Raw genomic sequence first — 15,943 nt, 5'->3', positions numbered from 1 at the left:
ATCTCCCTATGAAAGTTCTTTTCAGAAAACAAACACCGTTTTTAGAAGCGGCTTGTCCGAAGAAGCTGCATGATCCGGCATATGTCCCAGCAACTCCTGAATGGCTGTCCCGGATTGGTTCAAGCTGTACTTACGTGTAATCAGGGAGGCTACCTCCGGTACATCCTTCGCAAACTGAAATGCATCCTCAAAGGTGTTCAGATATTCACCGGCTCCCAGGAGCCTTACTGCGTTCTGGGTGTAAAAGGTCGGTGAGATTGTATACTGATATTTCCCATTGATGCCGAAGGGGATTATCGTACCGCCGCGCTCCACCCACTGTTCCGCCAGCTCCATCTGTGTGCCCACTGTATCTATTACGATGTTAAATTTCTTCTCTCCCAGTATGCTTGACACCAGCTCCGGGGTCAGCTCCTCCGGCGGGCAGGCATAGTCAGAGATTTGCTTCGCCTTTGCCAGCCGGCCTGTATTGATTTCCGTAGCAATAGTGGTGCATCCCATACGTTTAGCAACTATTTGACCTAAAAGTCCCATCGGGCCGGAACCAAGAATTAACACCGAGTCATCTGCGCTGATCCTGGCCTCACGGAAGTTATGCAGAACACAGGCGAGTGGTTCAACGGCCAGTGCAGCTTCCCAACTCATTTGTTCAGGTAGTTTATACAAGTACTTTTCATCAGTAACGAACCAGGGAGCAAAAGTGCCATTTTTGTTCAATCCGGCAATCGGCATGCCCTTCCCATCCGTTCCTATGCAGAGATGTTCTTTGCCTTGACGGCAAAATCTGCACTCGCCGCAGCTTTGATTGGGATCAATGACTACTCTGTCGCCTATGTTCAGGCCTGTCACATTCGCCCCGGTTTCGATAACAGTTCCTACAGCTTCATGACCGCGTATCACTCCAGAAATACCAGGTTCTTTTCCTGTGATGACAGCCAGATCGGTTCCGCAGATCCCCGTCATTTGAATTTTTATTTTGACATCAGTTAATAGTGTGACCGCAGGGATGTCCAGTTCAGACAGATTCAGTCCCTCGGAACACCATACCAGTGCTGGCATCTTCTCCGATACTGCATATTCAGCTTGTTCTGATTTCATTGCCTAATCCCCTTTCCACTTTCTTACATTTATTTTCTTTTCTTTTCACATAATTTCATATATTTTCACATCAACTCAGTACGCCCCCTTTATCTCTCGAAAAGCAACAACCAGAAGTTGTGCAAACGTTTGTACGATTTCATTTTTTATCCTATCATATATTTTTTGAAATGTAAGGAATTTATTGTCGAATATTACATCATTATTATTTTTTTCTATTTCATATCGTTAATAATCTCCAAAATATGACTGCATTCGTTTATTGTGTCCTACAATCTCAGCTCAGGAGATCGGGAATAAAATCCGGTCCAACAGGCTCGCTCAGCGATTAGAAGCCAGGCTAGGCCTGGCCTTCTTGGATTAATTCACTTGAAAGCAATTTCTCTCCGATGCATTATTTTCACTCTTAGAGTCTCTTAACTCTCTATCCTTTGGCAATTTGTCCTACCTGCATATTGCATTTTATTTTTTTCTGAAGAGTACTCCCAGCCACGCAAGTTACGACTTTGCTCCAGCAATGTTACCTATTTTCGTACGAAATTTCGCGAAAATATGACAAAATACCGATTTTCGAATAGGTACAACTTTGAGACGCACATAAAAAACCGCAGCGACATCAGCTGCGGTTTTCCGTTCGAATATACTGTTTTCTCCCAACTCCCCGCCAAGAGAATAACCTGCAGTTTTATTTACGCAGGCTTCCCAGGATGGCTCCCTTTGCAAAAAGCCGCTCAATATGGCGCTCCACCTCAGGATCCGGGATTAATGGCGGGGCCTGATGCGGTTTCGTACGGGCGTCTATAATGACATTGTCGCAGGACCAGTGCTTATTCTCCACTACACTGTTCACGCCATATATATCATGCGAAGGGTTGCTGCGCGTGAAGGTCGCCCATAGGAAATTGTTCAGGGTCCCGCTCATAAACTCGCTATCATCACACAGAATAATCATCGGCAAGGTAGGGAGCGGACCTTGTTCCTCAATGGCGTCGCACAAAGACCTTAACTGCTGCTGCGCTTCCTTATAATTAATGAATGCCGGCCCTTGCAGGGCAACGATGCCCGGCATCACCATTCTGGCCTCACCGAAGCCCTGCAGCCGGGACAGAACCTCCGGCACTTCTGTGCACAAGCTCCGCTTCTGCTCTCCCACTGCCGCAAAAATCACCTTGCTGCCGCTGTTCATTCCTGTGCCGGAATAATCAAGCGTATCAATCGTAGTATTGGTCTGAAAATGAATGTCACGGTGAAAATCAATCCGCTCCAGAATATAGGTCAGAAAATCAACCACATTATGAGTGCTAATGGCCCGGTCCTCCTCGGCCGTAATGAACAGATACTTAGCCAGGCTAAGCTGGCCGGTTCCCAGGATCCGGTTGGCGATGGTAAGAATCTCCGCCGGCTGCTTCAACTGCTGATAAGGCGTGTACCGTTCGCTGCCAATGGCAAACAGCAGGGGATGCACTCCTGAAGCATCAACCGCGTGTACTTCTTTCACTCCCGGGATCTCCTGCTTCACAGCGCCTCCGGTCAGTTCATGAATCAATTCCCCAAAGGCGGTATCCTCCTGCGGCGGCCGTCCCACTACGGTGAACGGGAAGATTGCCCCTTTCTTGGCATACACCTTATGTACTTTCATGACCGGGAAAGGATGCACCAGGCTGTAGTACCCCAAGTGGTCGCCAAAGGGACCTTCCGGTTTGGTCTCACCGGGATGTATTTCCCCGGTAATTACAAAATCCGCATCCGCGCTGATGCAGAAGCCGTCTACATAGCTGTAGCGGAAATGGCGTCCGGCCAGCAGACCGGCAAAGGTCATTTCGCTTAAGCCCTCCGGCAGCGGCATGACAGCAGACAATGTGTGTGCGGGAGGACCGCCGATGAAGCAGCTCACTTTAAGCGGTTCGCCCCGCTTGTTCGCTTGGGACTGGTGGATTCCGATGCCTCGGTGGATCTGGTAATGAACCCCCACTTCCTTATTCACTTCATACTCATTGCCGCTGAGCTGAATACGGTACATGCCCAGGTTGGAATTCATTATGCCCGGCTTGTCCGGGTCCTCCGAATACACCTGCGGTAAGGTGACAAAAGCCCCCCCGTCTCCCTGCCAGTGCTTAATCTGCGGAAGGTCGGAGATTTGAATTTCCTCGAAGCCTGCCGGGACACCGCCGAGTGTCTTAAGCGGCAGAGCCTTTCTCGCGGCAAGCCCTGTACCTATATATTTAAAGGGTTGCTTGAGCGCCTTCATCGGATCATTGCGCAGCGCGATGACATTCTGTGAAGAATCCCAGGTATCCCGGAATATAAACTTGCTGCGCTCAATGGTCCCGAAGAGGTTCGACACCGCACGGTACTTCGAGCCTTTAACATTTTCAAATAATAATGCAGGGCCGCCGGCCTCATAAACCTTTAAATGGATCGCTGCCATCTCCAGCAGGGGGTCCACTTCCTCATGAATACGGATCAAATGTCCGTGCTTCTCCAAATCTATAATGCACTCTTCCAAATTGCGATAGGTCATGGTCTTACTCCAATCTGCAGAAGAAATATGAACCTCTCTATTATAGCAAAAAGCCCTCTTGATTTCTCAAGAGAGCTTTTCCTTACAAATCTCCGGTAAATTCAATTTCATTATAGGAGTAAAAGGATTGCAGAATCCTCTCACGGTCATCCCCGAAGAGCTGATCGGCCACCCCGGCTACAAGCTTGGGTATGGCGTTCCGGATACCTGAAATCGCCGAAGCGGACAACCCGCAGCTGGCCAAAGCGGAATAGTTAAATACAAACAAACCATGCAGCAGCTTCTTCCCGTCTTCCCCACGGCTTTGCAGCGCAAACCCCGGGCTGAGATAAGGATGCGCATCAAGCAGCGGATTCACCTTATCTTCCGGGGCTTGATAGCGGTCGCTCCAGCGGGCGACATAACGCTCAACCAGCCGCAGCTCGGGACGCAGGCCGGGATCACTGAGAAGACCAGTGCTGACCACAATATAATCAAAGGCGAACTCTCCCTTGGGAGTTGTTACTACCGCCCCTCCCGGAGTAGCCTGCACATCAAGCCACGGGGAGCCGAGATGCAGTGTGAAGCCGGGCCAAGCCGCGGCACGGGCAAAGGTATCATTGGTCGGCGGCTGATTGTACTTGAAGAAATGGGAGATCACCGCATATTTATCGTCATCCGCCAGCGTATGGAACCTTTCAATCATCCCCGATATTTCCATCTGGCGAATCGGGTTGACACTCGGCAGCTTCTCCCGCCGTACAAAGACATGGGCTTCGGCTGCACCTTCGGAGAGCATGTAATTAGCATTGTCGAAGGCTGAGGCTCCGCCGCCCAGAATGGCGATTTTTTTGCCCTTCAGTGCGCTGAAATCAATAGCCTCCGAAGTATGCGAGTACAGATGCTCCGGCAGATTTCCGGCAATAAGCGGCGGCACATGCCATTGACCGCCACCCTGAATGCCGGTAGCCAGCACCACCTTCCGGGCCAGCAGCAACCCGGAGGGTGCTCCCGGGCCAGCAATGTGCAGGCGGTGGAGCCCCTCTTCTCCAGGCTCAATCAGCTTCAGCTTCACCTCATTGATGACAGGAAGTCTGAGCACCTGGCGGTACCAGCGCAGATAGTTCATCCATTCACCGCGCGGGATTTTGTCCATGGCCTCCCAGCCCTCGGGACCAGCCTGCGCTTCCCACCAGGAGCGGAAGGTCAGGGATGGAATCCCTAAATCAATGGAGGTCAAATGCTTTGGCGTCCGCAGTGTAACCATCCGGGCATAGGTCTCCCAAGGCCCCTCTGACCCTTCACTGTTCTCGTCAATGACCAGAATGTTAGATATCCGTTCACGCAGCAGTCCAAAAGCCGCTCCCAAACCGCTTTGACCGCCTCCGACAATAACAACATCGTAGACATGCCCTTCCAGATGCTCCAGAGGACGTACCCAGTCCGTACCGCCATAGGCCAAATAGGAAAGGTCCGTTTGTACTCGTTCATTTAAAGTTTCCAGGCTCATCAACCCTCAGACCTTTCGATGGCATCTTTTAGAAATCAAAATACATGACTCTCCGCCAACCTTCACGCTGATACTGATGGCCACATTATATCTTGAATGCTGTGCCTTTTAAATATATATGTTAGGTTTATTGTCATTATAGCTAAATTATTGCCAACCGATTGTACATAATCACTAATATTCAAGCTTATTAGCTAGCTGTATATTGACAAACTAAGCTATTATACTCTCAATAGAATAAAACATGCCACTTATTCCAATTCCAGAAGAGATTCTCCGCTAATGATTGTTCCGTGATTGATCCCTTCACAAATGTCTTTCATGGAACCCGGCTGGTCAAAGTTGAACACATGCATCGGGAGATGATAATCCCTGGCCAGAATGAACGCTGACTGATCCATGACCTTCAAGTTATGCTGGAGCACATCGTTGTAATGCAGGGATTTGAACTTTCTGGCCGCCCTGTCATGTTTAGGATCTGCACTAAGTACACCATCCACCCCTTGTTTGGCAACCAGCAGGGCATCACAATTCACCTCGATCGCTCGTTGAACCGAAGGATAGTCTGTTGTCACATAGGGCTGACCGTTGCCTCCGGCGAAAATCACGATATACCCTTTTTCCAAATGATGAATTGCCCTTAGACGGATATACGGTTCAGCAACGGATGTAGTCGGTATTGCTGTCATTACGCGCACTTCTCTGTCAGATTTGGCTTTGAGTACTCCACGCAGCATCAAGCTGTTGATGACGGTCGCGAGCGTGCCGATATTGTCAGCCTCCGCTCTTTCTATGCCCCAGCTCTCCGCCATGTTGCCACGGAATATGTTGCCTCCTCCGATCACGAGTGAAACCTCAACGCCCAGTTTCACCACGGACATAATTTCACTCGCGATATGCTCCATTTTTTCCGGTTCAAAACCAAATTCTGTCTTTCCTGCCACTGCCCCGCCGCTTAGTTTAATGAGAACTCTTTTGTACCTTACCAATCTCTACACCTCCGCATAATAAAAAAACACTAAAGCATAAAATGCCTTAGTGTTTCAATGAAATGAAAATATGAAGATTTAAAAATGAATTCATATTTCCACCTCTTCCAGTATTTTAATTCAATCTATTGTATACTCATCAAGAAGAAAATAGCAACGGCTAATATCTTAATCTGCTTTCTTGCAGAAATAACGCCAGACCGCTATTCACAGCTCATTCCCTCTTTTTCTCTCAGGAGCAAAGTTTCATACATCTCCCTGACCATGATTATCGCCTCATCAATCTCCAGCTTCTTTGTACTTGAGTGGATCAGGGTTCCCAGCCCGATTAAATAGATGGCGAGATTCAGAAAAACCCGCTTAAGTCTGTGTTCTGAGGCTGAATTGAGCCGTTTGCTATGACGCATGTAGGCCATACTTATGGCTTCGCCTATAAATTCTTCTTGATCCAGATCATAGCTCTTATAACCTGAAAGATACACAGATCTGAACAAATGCTGTTCTTTCTTGGCAAAATGCAAAAATCCGATAGCCAAATTGAGAGCAGGTGAGTAGTACCCCTCCTCATAACTTGTCATGCTGTAACGCACATGATCTACAACCCTCTGATACGCCAGACTTTTGATCTCCTCCATATTTCCGTACAAGCTGTAAATCGGCTGGGTGGAGCAATTCAGCTTCTGCGCGATATTTCGGGCTGACAACATTTCAAGCCCCTGCTCCTGCACAATGGCAAATGCCGCCTGTATAATTTGCTCTTTCGTAATATCTGATTTCGGCGGCACGATCTGCACCTCCTGATTTTTTTAGGACTCATTTTTAATGCTATCGTTGATTACAAGGTCAGATATCCCAGCTTGAGTTTTCTGACTATATTACTAGGAGCAATAATAAGTGTTATTGGTCTTCTCAGTAAGGATTAAGTTCTACCGATTTCTGCAATTCAGCTTTTCTGCATAGATTGAACTTAAGATATTAGAGTACAGGATCAGTCGCTACTACGGTGAATATTTGGACTTCCGGCCGCTGTTGTCTTCAAATTTCTTGATTTTAACCGCTATTAGCGGTAGAAATCCGAAGACTGCTTATGCTTTCGATGCTAGCTTTCCTTCGGAAAGCTTTCAGTCGGACACTACCGCTCCTCCAGTTCCAAAATCCCCCTCCGTTGCTCCTTTCCCTTATCTCAAGATTTAAGTTCAATATATAGCCCTATTTTTCCGGGCCGGAAATCCATATACACCACATAAGGACCATCCGTTTCTGGCAAAGCTGCAAACCCCCTGATAGACTTCATCATTTTCCTCCCAAGAAATTCAGCAATTCCCGGTTAACCGCCTCAACCATTGCTTTCGTGAAATCCGAATCAAAAAAAAGGCCTATGCCCTCAGGAATCGGCGCTGCGGTCTCATGATCAAAATCTGCAAAGTCACTGTCCTCCGGCAAATAATACCCCTGTTTCTCCCGGAGACCTTTCCAATCCTCCACCGGTAGCTGCCCGGCTAAATCAACCGCAAAGACCAATCCAATGCCCATATCCAGGTATAAATAATTATTGTGTCTGCGCGGCGGCTGCGGTTTAGCTGAATTCAATTTAAGCGTATGTGAACATTCATTTTCGCTCATCCGCAGCACTACAACTTCGTTGCTGTCTGCATCCACGAGCATCGTAACATAGGGGACAAATCCGGCAAGAAACCGCAGCAGGGCAGAATCCCGTAAGGAATCTTCAAATATCCAGCCGACCGGCATCAGACTGGATTCCCCCCCGGATTTGAAATAGAACTTTCTCAGCAGCGTTTGCAGTTCTTGCACATCTGGCGCATCATAAGGCGTAAGCAGCTCCAAATTCACAGGATAATGAATCAATTGTCTCTTGCCCTCATGGTAATGGCTGCTCATATCCTTGTGACGGTACAAATCCTGTATAACGGGCAATATCCCGGTCTTCGTCTCCTCGAACAATATCTTCGATTCCGGTCTGAGCTGCTCCAGAAAAAACGATTCTATTACACCTTCATGTCCGGCTTCCCTTACTACCGTAAAATGTGGCGCCACCTGCTCCATCAATATGGCTCTAATCGCTTCATCTTGTACCGGGATTACCTGGGCGAAGGATTGGTCGTCCAACACACTAGAAGCAATAAAATACTGCCCAAGCGCCGTCATCCCGGAAGGTGGCTTGTCCATCGTCAGTCTGTTCACATGAAAATCAGTTAACCTATCCAGTTCAAATCGCTCCTGCTTGGCGCTATATTCCAGCAAGCTACGGTCTTTGATCCACTCGTATATAGGACACCCCTCCAATCTGAATACCAAGCTGATGAGGATACAGGAAAAACATTACAATTCCAGTTTACTCTAATTTGTTTTCATATCATAACAAACAGCGCACACCGTCTTGCATCGGCGCACGCTGTTTAGACTATGTCACATCCATGGATCACCCCAGATTAGAATCTGGCGATGAAAAATTCACGGTCTGCAGGGACATTTCGGCTGACTACCGAATTTCCGTTGGCATCTCTTATTCTCAAAAGATACGGTACCGTTGTTAACGTGGTGATTGTGGGGAATCTGGCCACACCAAAATCATCAAAATCGGCTGTTGTTGTTACGCCTGCGTTGGTTAAGCTAGCTGTCCATCCACTTGTATCTCTTGGTGCATTAGACAGATTCGTAGCAATTACGATAAATCTGTCGAGGCTTTGTCTGATTCTGCGTTTCTTTTTCACTGCGGATGCCTTTGCCTTGCGGGCCATAAGCGCCTTTTTTGCCATAAGTGCCCGTTTTGCCATAAGAGTCTTCTTGTCCACTGGCTTCATTTACTTCACCACTTTCTTATAGGATACACTATTAGATTCATTTCCCGTGCTCTCTGAAACTACAATGGCCTATTTGAATTAAAATGTGGTAGTGTCCTAGGTTCATAGATACGTACCCACCGTCTCTTACTGTGCATACACTGACTGAAGAGGTGATCACTGAGCAATGAACGCACAGTTATGGCTGCAGCAGCATGCCACCAAATTAAATCGGCCCCTGAAACACAAAGTCCGGAAAACCTATGCCTCTGTCAATAAAGCGGTCGCCGTTCCGGTTATTATTCAGTTTAAACGCCCTGTCACATCCTCCCGTCTTCTTGCTCTACACAGACATATCGGCCCGCAGCCATTTATCGTAAGCCGCCGTCTGCCTCTGCTCAATGCGGTATCCTCACAGGTATCATTGAAATGTCTGGAACGCATATGCTGCTGGAATGGAGTTCACAAGGTCTATTTGGACGCAATCAAAACGACTTCATTAAATATAGCCACCCCGTCAATCGGAGCTGCAACCGTTCGGCAAGCGGATGGGCTTACGGGCAAAGGAATCCATATCGCCATTCTCGATACCGGAGTATTCCCGCATCCGGATCTGACCCGGCCGGTAAACCGGATTATAGCCTTCAAGGATTTTATCAATCACCGGAAACAGCCCTATGACGACAATGGTCATGGTACGCATATCGCCGGCGATGCTGCAGGCAACGGCTGGGCAAGCCGGGGGAAATACAGAGGCCCGGCACCGGAAGCGGGAATTGTGGGCATTAAAGTATTGGATAAGAATGGCGATGGCTATGATTCCACGATTATTAAGGGGATTGAATGGTGTATTAAGCACCGGAAGCGGTTGAAGCTGCGCATTCTTTCACTGTCCTTCGGCGGACCGGTGAATACTTCATGTGAGGACGACCTGCTCTGCCAAGCTGTAGAAAAAGCAGTCAAAGCCGGGCTCACCGTCGTGATTGCCGCCGGGAACAGCGGTCCAGGCCGCAGAACGATTGAGTCACCGGGCGTTAGCCCTTCGTCTATAACAGTTGGGGCTGTGGATGACCGCCGGACAGTGCCGCAGGGCGATGACCGAATCACCGATTTCTCCAGCCGCGGGCCGGCACCGGGAGGAAGGAAGAAGCCTGACATTGTAGCTCCTGGCGAAACGATCATCTCTCTGCGGTCACCCGGCTCACAGTTAGCCCGCCAATATCCGTATTTGAGGATAGATAAACAATATTTTGTCTTGTCCGGCACCAGCGTCTCGACGCCTATCGTCTCCGGCGCAGCCGCGTTGCTGCTGCAGCGTTCTCCTTCCCTTTCCCCCTCGCAGGTCAAAACGGCACTGAAACGGAATGCTTTCTGTCTGGGTCTCCGTCCAAATACAGCAGGTAGCGGAGAAGTAAATGTCAGATTTCTGCGGTACGCAAAGGGCACGAGCTGAGCTCGTGCCCTTTCAATGCCTAGTTTTTCTTTTTCCACAGTAGCCTTAACCTTTTTTTCGTAATTTATGGTATATTCTGTTTTATTACAGTGTAGGGGAGTTGTGCCCGGTAATGACTGAAATGCTGCATCTGCACGGCTTTGAAAATCAATTTGTAGCTTACTCCGGGGTTACCCTCGATGAGCGCTACGCTGTCTTTTATGTCAGTGACGCTATTTATGAAGAAGAGCTTACGGAATCCGGCCCCTTTGCCGGAGTGCTTCGCTATGATCTGGTCAACCATACCACGGAGTTCGTCAGCTATGGGCATAGGTCTTATATTCTTAATCATTCAGACGCCGGGCGCTGGATTTATTATGCCTATTTGAGCTGGGAAGGCCGGACAGCCGTCTTGGCGATTCATCAACTGGATTGCCGCAGCATGCATGCGAAGGAGGTCTATATTCTTCGTTTGACAGATGATCTGGCAGAAAACATAGAGGTATCGGCTTTAAAATACACAGAATTGTATGGGCTGAACCAGCGCTATCTATTGGTGGCTGTCCGTGATCTGGACCCCTTCTCCAAAAAACGAAACTCCGGATTTACCGGATATCTGCTGATCGACGTCGAGCTTGGGCAGAGCTTCCCCGTTCCCGAGAGGATCGGGCCGAATGACCGGATCGTACACTTATCATACACCTCAGTCTTTGAGCAGGATCATATCGAACAGCTTATGCTTGTAACGGGCCGGATTGGAGTCTCTGAGAAAAGGGCGGAATGGGATTACAGCCAATACGATATGCCCGAAGGTACAGCCATACAAAGTGTGGTCATGATTCCGCTGGAACAGTTCGTTCAGAATATCCGCAATCACCTGCCAATCGACGAAACTTTTATTATTGACCAATGTGATCCGGCCCATGGGTATGCCGGCATCAGCCAGAGAGGCTCTTCGCTTTTCCTATGCAAACAGAATTTTAGCGAGAATTCTTCAGAACTATGTACATACGGTCTAAAGAACAGGCAGATGGAAAGATGCGGACTTGAGGAGTGTTATGACACTATTTATATCGGAGAAGATCTGAACAAGCTTGGAATCAGAACATCGGAGCCTCTGGACCAGATTTATGATCTTGACAGCGGTGAGCTGTTGTACACGGCCAGCGATCAATATACGATGGTAAGGATGATCAATGCTCAGTGTATGCTTACCCGCAAGTTCATCGCAGAGCAGGAAACCCTGTTGCTGCAGCTGATCGACATTTATACCTTGCAAGTCATTGGAGCTGTTACCGGCCGCTGCGCATCCATCAGTTATATTCCGGAGGCTGGGGTATACCTTTGTTCTGAATAAAACAATTAAGGATTTACGATTACAAAAAACGGAGTGTGCAGCCATGAATATTCGCAGAGCAACCACGGCAGATGCCGGGATTTTAGCTGAAGTAATGAAAAGAACGTTCGACCTGGAGATGAAGCGCTGGGCAACGGAAGAGAATGAATATGATAATAATCTACGCCCGCCGGGATATGACTCTGCAGAAATGCACAAGTATTTCATCCGGGAATCAGATTATTTTGTCTTAGAAGTAGAGCAGCATATTGCAGGCGGGTTCAGCATTAATTACACCGGAAGAAGACATGCCCGTCTCGATAAAATCTTCATTGACCCGCAGTATCAAGTCCGGGGCTTCGGATCGAAGATCATGAGTTTTCTCGAAGAGGAATTCCCTGCTGTCCGGGTTTGGAAGCTGGAAACCTCCAGCAAGCAGCTGAGCAACCACCATTTCTATGAGAAATCCGGTTATACGCGAATCTATGAATCCGCCACCGAATTCGGCTATGAAAAGGTCAAATCGGGCACGGCTGTAACAGCAGAGGAAGGTGTGAGATTTGAGGACCAGCAGCTCTCCAAGGCGGAATTCGAGAATTGTATGATGAATGAAGCCGACTTTTACAATATGAATCTGGAAAAATCCTCCTACAGCAACAGCAATTTAAGACGCAGCCTGTTTACGGACTGCAATATGAGTGACTCCAAATTCACCAACCTGAACCTTCAGAGCACACTTATTGCAGATTCCCGGTTAACCGGCAGCACCCTATTCGGCTGTGATCTTTCCAATGTGAATATTCAGGAATGCAACCTGTCCGGCCTGCGAATCCATGATATTCCGGTAGAAGACTTGTTTGCAGCTTTTCGTTTCCTCACCTGTCGAGAATAGGTACATTGCCATGCCGCCGATAATGATTTCAGGATCTCCTCCCATACCTTTAGCTTGGCGGTATTGGTATCAATGGCTTTTACAAGTGGAAACGGATACCGTCCTCATAAGGACGGTATCCGTTTCAGCGAGAAATAGAAGGATAATTTATAGCATAAAGCATATGAATTCTTATATTTTCACAAATCCCGAGCCACTTCCCGGGCCCAGGCCAGCAGCCATTCATCCTCGCCAAAGCTTCCGATGCACTGAAAACCGAGCGGCAATCCCTCAAGGCTTGCTGACGGAAGGCTGAGAGCCGGGCATCCGGCAAACCCCCATATGGCGGGCATACCAGACCATCCGGTATTATTGTCCGCTACCTTCGGAGCGATTCCGCCTTGGGCTGGAGACACCCAAATATCTATCCCTTCTTTCACCATCAGCAATTTCAGCTCTTCACGCAGCCCCCATTGCTTCCTGCGGTACCCGTCCAGTTCATCTTCCGGGATGGCTTTGCCTCTAAGAATAGCCTCTCTCACCGGAGGACCATAGAGCTCAGCATAATGCTCAAACCAGGATGCATGCCCGCGCGCCATCTCTCCTTCAATGAACCGGAGCATGCTGTCCCCGTAAATAAACTCATCTTCCCATGGCATGTCTGCATAACGGACCTCGTAGCCCAACTGCTCAAGATGTTCGATTTGCGCAGTAAAGGTGGCTTTGACCTCCGGGCTCATCAGTTCCATGTACACTCCCCGAGGGATACCGAGTACAGGCTTCCGATCTACCTGGCGGGGGGTCCAGTCCGGAACAAGATGGGCTGCAGCCACTTCCATGCTTGGCAGATCCTGTGTGAAGAAGCCTATTGTGTCAAAAGAAGGTGACAGCAGAATCACTCCATCCAGCGGGACTCTTCCATAGCTCGGTTTGAATCCGGTCACCCCGCAAAAGGACGCCGGTGCGATCACAGAGCGCAAGGTTTGGGTGCCTACTGCGAGGGGACATAGGCCGGCGGCTACCGCTGCTGCAGATCCTGCGCTTGATCCGCCGGGCGTGTGTTCCGTGTTATGCGGATTCCGTGTAGCAATAGGCCCATTGTAGGCAAATTCTTCGGTCACTGTTTTTCCGGCAATCAGCACTCCCAAGTCACGAAGACGTCTTACCAATGAGCCTTCCTTATCAGCCAATACTTCTGGAGGAAGCGCGGAACCGGCACAAGTGGGTAAACCGTCGACATGCAACAGATCCTTAATGGCGATAGGGATTCCCCATAAAGCCGGTTTGACTGCCATTGCAGCGGATGAAGCCAGCAAACGCTCCGCTTCAATGGCCAACCGCCCCTCCAGATGCTCTTCCGGAACAAAGGCATGGATCTGTGGTTCAAACTGGCGGACCCTTTGCAGATAAAGCTTTACCGCTTGCAGTAATATAATATCCGGTTCTTCATCATTACTGTGCAGGTCGGTTAAGGTGGAGCGGGCAAGTTGCACGGTATCATCTCCAAGGTCATTTATATAATCTCAAATGATATACGATGCCAAGTCCTATAAGTTACATAAATTCCCTATACTTCACAGTTTGTTCATTGCAGAAGAAAGATGATATTATGACCCTGAACCCCCAATGAAATGAATTGGAGTGAAATCATGATCAACATTCTGGTCGTAGAAGATGAAAAGCATGTAAGAAGACTACTTGAAGCTGTTCTAAAACGTGAAGGATATTCTGTTGTTACTGCCGAAGACGGAGTTAAAGCTTTGGAGGTCCTTGATTCACAGCATATTGATCTAATCATTCTGGACATCATGATGCCTAATATGGATGGTTATGAATTCGCAAAGGAAGTAAGGGATGCCAATAGCTTGATCCCCATACTTATGGCTACAGCCAAACAGCTCCCTGAAGATAAGAAAAAGGGGTTCCGGCTTGGAACCGATGATTATATGACCAAACCCATTGATACCGAAGAAATGCTTCTCAGAATCCAAGCTCTGCTTCGCCGTTCCCAAATTGCGAGTGCCCGTAAGCTGGCAGTGGGTAAAGTCGTACTTGATTATGACGCCTTGACGGTAACCCGCGAGGATGAGAAACAGACCCTTCCGCAAAAAGAATTTTATTTGTTGTATAAGCTATTATCTTATCCTGAGCGGATTTTCACCCGAATCCAGCTCATGGACGAAATATGGGGCATGGAAAATGAAAGTACGGATACAACCGTTAATGTGCACATCAATCGTCTGCGGAAACGGTTTGAAGCTTATCCGGAGTTTGAACTGGTTTCTGTTCGGGGTCTGGGATACAAGGCGGTGAGAACACCATGAGCAAGATGAGTAATAAACTCAGCAGCAGAATCTCTCTTCCCCTCTATTTCTCTCTTGCCGTATTCGTCATCTTTCTCATTACTGTTGTGATTACCGGGCTGCTCTTCTATCTTGCGAATGTTTTTGGTCTGTTAAATGAAGAAATCGCCAAAGATGGCACCTTGCTTCCCGTAATGACATTAATCGCCTGCACAATTATCGGTACGACGATATCGGCTGTCACAAGCCGGAAAATGGTAAAATCCATCCGGATGTTTATAGAAGCCACGGACCGGCTTGCCAAAGGTGACTTTTCCATGCGTCTTCAGCTCAAAAGCCCTCCGGAATTTAAAATTCTTTCGGAGAACTTTAACCGGATGGCCGAAGAGCTTGGGGGAATTGAAATTCTGCGAACCGATTTTATCAATAATTTCTCCCATGAATTCAAAACCCCCATTGTCTCGATCAAAGGATTTGCCGAAGTGCTCAAGCATGATGATCTTAGCAAAGAGGAACGGGATGAATATCTGGACATTGTTATTGAGGAATCGGCTAGACTAGCCTCCCTCGCCTCGAATGTTCTTGAGCTTTCAAAAATTGCGGCGCAGACGATTTTAACGAATAAAGTACGGTTTAATGTTGGGGAGCAGATTCGCCAATCTGTGCTGCTGCTTGCTGCCAAATTGGAGAAGAAGAATATGTCGCTGAATGTTAACGTTCAGGATTACAATATCTCTGGAAACAAAGAGCTGTTGAATCAAGTCTGGCTGAATTTGTTGGATAACGCGATCAAGTTCACACCTGACAATGGCCTAATTGAAGTTCAAATGAAGCAAAATGAAAATACCATTGTCATTCTGTTCCGCGACAACGGTTGCGGGATTAGCCAGGAAGGACTTACCAAGATCTTCGATAAATTTTATCAGCAGGATACTTCCCACTCGACAGCAGGCAATGGGCTTGGATTAGCGATCGTGAACCAAATCATTCATCTGCATGAAGGAACGATTGCCTGCAGCAGCACCCCGTCACAAGGTACCACGTTTACAATTACAATACCGGATGGACTTTGACTCTAGTCTTGAAAGAACTGAATGGTTCTT

13 protein-coding genes are annotated in these 15,943 nt (G+C 48.0%); 5 read left to right on the top strand and 8 right to left on the bottom strand.

Annotated features, from left to right (window positions below; translation table 11 throughout):
• Positions 1-21: 21 nt before the first annotated feature.
• The 7 genes from NST99_RS11365 to NST99_RS11335 form a co-directional block, all read right to left on the bottom strand.
• Positions 22-1,098 carry a zinc-dependent alcohol dehydrogenase gene (locus NST99_RS11365; protein ID WP_341091687.1) on the bottom strand — a complete coding sequence of 359 codons (1,077 nt, stop codon included), beginning with the start codon at positions 1,096-1,098 and terminating at the stop codon, positions 22-24.
• Positions 1,099-1,783: 685 nt separating this feature from the next.
• Complete coding sequence (locus tag NST99_RS11360) at positions 1,784-3,619, bottom strand: UbiD family decarboxylase (RefSeq protein ID WP_341091686.1); 1,836 nt, start codon at positions 3,617-3,619, stop codon at positions 1,784-1,786.
• A gap of 82 nt (positions 3,620-3,701) precedes the next feature.
• Entirely contained in the window at positions 3,702-5,108 is a 1,407-nt protein-coding gene (locus NST99_RS11355) for an NAD(P)/FAD-dependent oxidoreductase (RefSeq protein ID WP_341091685.1), read from the bottom strand.
• Between the two features lie 251 nt (positions 5,109-5,359).
• Entirely contained in the window at positions 5,360-6,097 is a 738-nt protein-coding gene (gene pyrH, locus NST99_RS11350) for a UMP kinase (protein ID WP_341091684.1), read from the bottom strand.
• 203 nt (positions 6,098-6,300) lie between these two features.
• On the bottom strand, positions 6,301-6,882 hold the full coding sequence (locus NST99_RS11345; RefSeq protein WP_341091683.1) for a TetR/AcrR family transcriptional regulator: 582 nt from the start codon (positions 6,880-6,882) through the stop codon (positions 6,301-6,303).
• A gap of 508 nt (positions 6,883-7,390) precedes the next feature.
• The gene (locus NST99_RS11340; protein ID WP_341091682.1) at positions 7,391-8,413 is read right to left on the bottom strand and encodes a hypothetical protein; all 1,023 of its coding nucleotides are present in this window, start codon (positions 8,411-8,413) and stop codon (positions 7,391-7,393) included.
• Positions 8,414-8,547: 134 nt separating this feature from the next.
• Positions 8,548-8,919 carry a hypothetical protein gene (locus NST99_RS11335; RefSeq protein ID WP_341091681.1) on the bottom strand — a complete coding sequence of 124 codons (372 nt, stop codon included), beginning with the start codon at positions 8,917-8,919 and terminating at the stop codon, positions 8,548-8,550.
• A gap of 166 nt (positions 8,920-9,085) precedes the next feature.
• Between NST99_RS11335 and NST99_RS11330 the strand changes: the two genes are divergently transcribed.
• From NST99_RS11330 to NST99_RS11320, 3 genes are all read left to right on the top strand, one after another.
• The gene (locus NST99_RS11330) at positions 9,086-10,351 is read left to right on the top strand and encodes a S8 family peptidase (protein ID WP_341091680.1); all 1,266 of its coding nucleotides are present in this window, start codon (positions 9,086-9,088) and stop codon (positions 10,349-10,351) included.
• Between the two features lie 112 nt (positions 10,352-10,463).
• Positions 10,464-11,687: a hypothetical protein gene (locus NST99_RS11325; RefSeq protein WP_341091679.1), complete on the top strand. Its 1,224-nt coding sequence runs from the start codon at positions 10,464-10,466 to the stop codon at positions 11,685-11,687.
• A 43-nt stretch (positions 11,688-11,730) separates the two neighbouring features.
• A complete protein-coding gene (locus NST99_RS11320) occupies positions 11,731-12,558 on the top strand; it encodes a GNAT family N-acetyltransferase (protein WP_341091678.1) in 828 nt (275 codons plus the stop codon).
• A 179-nt stretch (positions 12,559-12,737) separates the two neighbouring features.
• Here NST99_RS11320 and NST99_RS11315 read toward each other — a convergent pair whose 3' ends face one another.
• Complete coding sequence (locus tag NST99_RS11315) at positions 12,738-14,030, bottom strand: amidase (protein WP_341091677.1); 1,293 nt, start codon at positions 14,028-14,030, stop codon at positions 12,738-12,740.
• 156 nt (positions 14,031-14,186) lie between these two features.
• On the opposite strand from NST99_RS11315, the gene NST99_RS11310 reads away from it, so the two are divergent.
• On the top strand, positions 14,187-14,861 hold the full coding sequence (locus tag NST99_RS11310) for a response regulator transcription factor (RefSeq protein ID WP_341091676.1): 675 nt from the start codon (positions 14,187-14,189) through the stop codon (positions 14,859-14,861).
• The gene (locus NST99_RS11305) at positions 14,858-15,913 is read left to right on the top strand and encodes a HAMP domain-containing sensor histidine kinase (protein ID WP_341091675.1); all 1,056 of its coding nucleotides are present in this window, start codon (positions 14,858-14,860) and stop codon (positions 15,911-15,913) included. Before NST99_RS11310 ends, NST99_RS11305 begins: the two co-directional genes overlap by 4 nt.
• Positions 15,914-15,943: the final 30 nt, after the last annotated feature.

The sequence above is a fragment of the Paenibacillus sp. FSL L8-0470 genome (genome assembly GCF_038008625.1).
In the GTDB taxonomy this organism is placed as follows: Bacteria; Bacillota; Bacilli; order Paenibacillales; family Paenibacillaceae; genus Paenibacillus_AQ.
The sequence above is the reverse complement of the archived record's forward strand: the minus strand, read 5'-3'. Positions and strand labels throughout refer to the sequence as shown.